This is a genomic window from Serratia sp. (in: enterobacteria), from assembly GCF_046715635.1.
In the GTDB taxonomy this organism is placed as follows: domain Bacteria; phylum Pseudomonadota; class Gammaproteobacteria; order Enterobacterales; family Enterobacteriaceae; genus Chania.
Genome location: NZ_JBKJYW010000018.1, coordinates 1 through 4,479, shown reverse-complemented (window position 1 = coordinate 4,479; position 4,479 = coordinate 1). Strand labels below are relative to the sequence as shown.

Here is a 4,479-nt window from a genome sequence, read left to right as displayed (position 1 = left end):
GCTTTAATCAGACGGTGTTCGGTGTCATCGCTGGAAAGCACCATAAAGGGGACCTGAAAATTTTGTTGAAACTGGTCGTCGTGCGCCAGATATTGCACCTGGGTGCCGCGCTCTTTAAACGCCAGGCCGTGATCGGAGAAGTAGACCATTGAGAAACTTTCCCCGGTATCGCGTAACTGCTGATAGAGCTGTTTCAGCAGGCTGTCAGTTTGCGTCATGGTGTAAAGATAGCAGGAGGTTTCTTTGGACTGCACAAAGTCCACGTATTTCCCTTGAGTCCGGTCGCAGGCTTGCGGATGTGAACCCATCAGGTGTAAGACGATCAACTGCGGGTTAGTGCTGCGTGGGGCGGCAAAAACCTGGGCGGTCATCTTGAGCAGCGTTTCGTCATGGGTATTCTTATCCGCTTCAAAATCACCGTTTTTCAGAAACTGCACTTCATCGGCACGTTTGGCAATGCTGGCGATAGCGGTGTCATATTCACCAATCTGGCCTTGGTTTGAGAACCACCAGGTCTGAAAACCTGCCCGGTTGGCCAGCGTAACGAAGTTATCCTGATATTGTGGTTTACCGTTAACGACTCGGGTTAACGTCATACCGAGTGACTTCTGTGTTGAGCCGCTGGCAGCAATATAATCCATGAACAGATTACCGTTTACCTGGTTGGCAAAGGGAGTATTGTCCCAGTGCCCACCAAACGCACCCAACGCATCTCGCCGCGCGCTTTCACCGATCACTACCATGTAGATGTGATATTTCGGTTTCACTGCCAATACGTTCCAGGAATCTTTCAACTGCGAAAACGCCTGCATACGGGCTTTTTCATCAATCACTTCCTGGTTATTGACGATCACATCTCTGATGAAGCGAAAGGCGGGATAACCAGAGTCGGTCAATTTAAATACGCCACCATACGCCAGATTCTGTACTGGCGTGACAAAAAAGCAGACCACGCTGATGGTGAGACACAAGCTGTGGAGGGTGTTCCAAGCGCCTTTAGGGGTTGGCTTACGGCGCAACGCAATAATGCCCAGTGCCAGAATAAACAGGGACACCAGATAGCTGTACCACGGGAAGATGGTCAATATCTCGCTGGACTCTTCCACCGTGGTCGAGTGTAACGCCAGCAGGGTATTGAAATTGGGCGAGCCATAGGCCTGAGCGAATGGGAAATACATGGCGGCGATGAGGCTACACAGCCCGATCACACTCTTTTGCAAGCGTGGGCTGAGACGCCATAGCAGCAATAACACACAGCTGAACGCCACGGCATACAGTAAACTAAATGGATAGCCGAGAGCGAAGTTGATCAGCAGCGACTGCAGGAAGTAAATGCCTGTCCACGGGGTTAGGGTGACGTCACGCGCTGCCAGGGTATCTTTAACCGTTGAGTTCATGTTTACCGAAATTTATCAAATGCTGTGTGGTAACTCTGACAAGAGAAGAGTCATAAATCCGTTTGGTAGACGGAAAGGGGTGGAGGAGGGATAGACCGCATCCAGCGAGCCGCTTCATGTACCCGGATGCGAGAAGATAGAGCCGAATGAAAACAAGATCAACTGATAATTATCGGCTGTGTTGAGAGGTTGATGGCAATGTCGAACTGAATAACAAGTAAAGGTGGTAACGTACTGATTTTAAATGAAATTTAAGACCCGCTCAGTGAGGGCGGATCGCTATCAGTACGCCCCAGATTATCAGGTAACGCAATGCATTTTTTCAGCTTAATCAGTGATTGACTGATGAGCAATCGAACGCCTATCACGCCAAATCGTCGCTTGGGCAGCTATGCCCACACCGTATTCTCATGAATCGATACCCTACCTTAGGAGGGTTCCTTTATTTACGACGGAGAAATATATTACCCGGGAGTTCATACGCTGAAAAATAGTGAGACCCATCAGGATTCTGTTTGGTTTTAAAGGATGATTTATGAAAAGAATGTTTATCGCTTTAACTGTTACGCTATTGGCGGCAGGTTGTTCAACATTGAAAACCGATCAGGCAATCCCGCTGTTGCAGGCGGAAACAGCTAAAATGCTGGGTCTGGGATCATCGGATGAGATTACCGTGACCAATGTGAATAGCGGCCAACCCGATGCCTTGGGTGGACAGAAACTTTCTTACCGAGCGACCACTGATAAAGGACGAATTTTCGACTGTTCTTCGATGATGTTACCGGGTCTTTTATTGTCGGCCCCAACGCTGAGCGCACCGAGCTGTACGCCGGTCGTTACGCATAAATAATTTTGTCAGGGGCTCACTGGCGCTGCATTAAAACTGGGTTGGCATCCGGTGCTTGCCCGCAATTGAATGATGATGAGGCGGTTATGCCTGGCCGCCGTCCCTCGAGGTGGCAATATCCTCGGACGAGGAGTGTTCAACCAGCTTAAATAGCTCGATCCGTTCATTAGCGGTAAAGTCCCGCCATTCGCCCAGCGGCAACCCTTTCAGAGCGATATTCATAATCCGTGCGCGCTCAAGCTTGGTGACTTCATAACCAAAATATTTGCACATGCGGCGGATTTGTCGGTTAAGCCCTTGCACCAGCGTGATGCGAAACACCTGCGGGGCTTCTTTCTCCACGAGGCATTTTTGCGTCACCGTACCCAGCATGGGGACGCCTGCGCTCATGCCCTGAATAAACTCATCGGTTACCGGTTTGTTGACGGTGACCAGATACTCTTTTTGATGATTGTTGCCGGCTCGGAGGATCTTATTGACCAACTCGCCGTCATTGGTCAGGAAAATCAACCCCTGGGAGTCTTTATCCAAGCGCCCGATGGGAAAGACGCGTCTGCTGTGATTAACGAAATCACCGAGGTTATCCCGCTCGTGCTTTCCCATGCTGGTGAGGATGCCTACAGGCTTATTCAGTGCGATAAGCACCAAGTCGCCCGCATCACGCGGTTCGATCGGTTGGCCGTTAACTTTCACCACATCCCCGATAAAAACCTGAGCGCCCACAGAGGCTAACCTGTCGTTGATGGAAACGTTGCCTTGCTTGATGTGGAGGTCGGCAGTGCGACGAGAACACATGCCGCTGTCGCTAATGTATTTGTTCAGGCGAATAGATGAGTGAGTGAGCATGATTTCCCCGTTAAACGCGAACTATACATTACCTGGGGGGCACGGCGTCTCCTTTTTATTTTTTGACGCTATCGCGTGATTGACCTCACTGGCCGCCCCCCAACAATGGCAAACGCCAACTCATATAGAGCAGGGTTGTCTGCAAGACAATAACTCGCCAGAATCATCTGATGCCATAAAGCCCACACAACGGCGTGGGCTTTATGGTGTCTTATTTGGCTAATTTTACCGAATCAATGACGCAAAGCCAAAGTTAACAAACCAACAGGAACAATATAGACAATCAGGGTTTCTGCTCTGGCAACTGTTGTAAAAACTTATACTCAGGCTGGGTTTTATTCAGTTCAGAACGTAGCGTACCATTATGGCCAATCGTGACATGACAAGAGACACAGGTCAGTGGATCGGCAGTTTTCTGCGTCGCCTGATAGTGCTGATGCATTTGTAATGATTTAACATTCCTCGCCTGCGTTTTAGTCAGCAAAGTCTGGTGGCAACTCAGGCAACCGGAATCAAAAACAAAGTGCTCGCGTTCTTTTCGCCGTTCAAGCCAGTTGATGTTATCCGTGTCGGTAAACAGCATCTTGATCACGTCATTCGCTCCCTGCGTCCCTTTTGAAAGCAAATAAGCCGCTGTCGAAGTGTGGGGTAAATGGCAATCGACGCATTCCGCTTTAAATCCGTGAGGATTATTACCTCCGTGAATATCCTGGTTAAATGTTGTCACCATTGGCTGCATGACATGGCAGGCACCACAGAAGTTCTCATCACTGGTACGCTTGACAACCTCCGCGCCCAGTAGACTGATGCCGACGCTAACCAACCCAATGACCGCTATCAGCAAAACCATAAAACGCATTCGTGTCATGTTGCCTCCCTTCATGGCGTTGGACCAAACCAGTCTGCGGTGTTGTCGTGGCATACTTGGCACAGGTTAGTGGAGGGTTTATGTTCTGCATGGCACTCATAGCAGTCCAAATCTAAGCCATCATGCAATGAACGATGCGGGTTGGTCTGATTAGGATCCATAAAGCTGGTTCGTCGGGCTACCTTCTCGGCTGAACCGTGGCAGGCAAGACACTCTTTAGTGGATAGTGGTTTATAGGCGCTCGGATCCTGCCCCTGGTGGCAGGCATTACAGCTAAACTGCATCTTCTGGTGATGAGGTTTGAGCGCATGTTGCCCGTTAGCCAACGGCGTCGCAGGTTGGGAAGCGATCTGTCCAGCCGACAGGGTTAGCGACAATAAACCCAGGCTCACCGTGACAAAAAAAAGCAGGATTTTTTTCAACATCATCGTGCTCTCCATATTAAGCCCAGGGCTTTTCAAGCGCCGCATTCTTGCCTGCAATTAGCCCAAAGACACCGCAGTCAAGGCTGCCGCAGGCGG

Annotated in this window: 5 protein-coding genes; 1 reads left to right on the top strand and 4 read right to left on the bottom strand. The window is 49.9% G+C overall.

The genetic code is table 11. The annotated features are described in order from the left end of the window. Positions 1-1,397 (bottom strand): phosphoethanolamine transferase (locus tag ACLQ7H_RS00800; protein ID WP_411751027.1); only part of this gene is annotated, 1,397 nt, incomplete at its 3' end. Positions 1,398-1,932: 535 nt separating this feature from the next. Here ACLQ7H_RS00800 and ACLQ7H_RS00795 point away from each other — a divergent pair. Beyond that, positions 1,933-2,247, top strand: coding sequence for a hypothetical protein (locus tag ACLQ7H_RS00795; RefSeq protein ID WP_411751026.1), 315 nt, complete (start codon positions 1,933-1,935; stop codon positions 2,245-2,247). A gap of 81 nt (positions 2,248-2,328) precedes the next feature. On the opposite strand, the gene rluF is transcribed toward ACLQ7H_RS00795, so the two are convergent. From rluF to ACLQ7H_RS00780, 3 genes are all read right to left on the bottom strand, one after another. Then, a complete protein-coding gene (gene rluF, locus ACLQ7H_RS00790; protein ID WP_411751025.1) occupies positions 2,329-3,090 on the bottom strand; it encodes a 23S rRNA pseudouridine(2604) synthase RluF in 762 nt (253 codons plus the stop codon). 283 nt (positions 3,091-3,373) lie between these two features. Beyond that, a complete protein-coding gene (locus tag ACLQ7H_RS00785; RefSeq protein WP_411751024.1) occupies positions 3,374-3,958 on the bottom strand; it encodes a cytochrome c3 family protein in 585 nt (194 codons plus the stop codon). Positions 3,959-3,969: 11 nt separating this feature from the next. After that, positions 3,970-4,386: a cytochrome c3 family protein gene (locus ACLQ7H_RS00780; protein WP_411751023.1), complete on the bottom strand. Its 417-nt coding sequence runs from the start codon at positions 4,384-4,386 to the stop codon at positions 3,970-3,972. Positions 4,387-4,479 lie beyond the last annotated feature (93 nt).

Excerpts from the sequence above, each read along its gene's own strand:
- ACLQ7H_RS00795 (WP_411751026.1), top strand. The coding sequence starts at position 1,933 with ATGAAAAGAATGTTTATCGCTTTAACTGTTACGCTATTGGCGGCAGGT.
- rluF (WP_411751025.1), bottom strand. The coding sequence starts at position 3,090 with ATGCTCACTCACTCATCTATTCGCCTGAACAAATACATTAGCGACAGC.
- ACLQ7H_RS00785 (WP_411751024.1), bottom strand. The coding sequence starts at position 3,958 with ATGACACGAATGCGTTTTATGGTTTTGCTGATAGCGGTCATTGGGTTG.
- ACLQ7H_RS00780 (WP_411751023.1), bottom strand. The coding sequence starts at position 4,386 with ATGATGTTGAAAAAAATCCTGCTTTTTTTTGTCACGGTGAGCCTGGGT.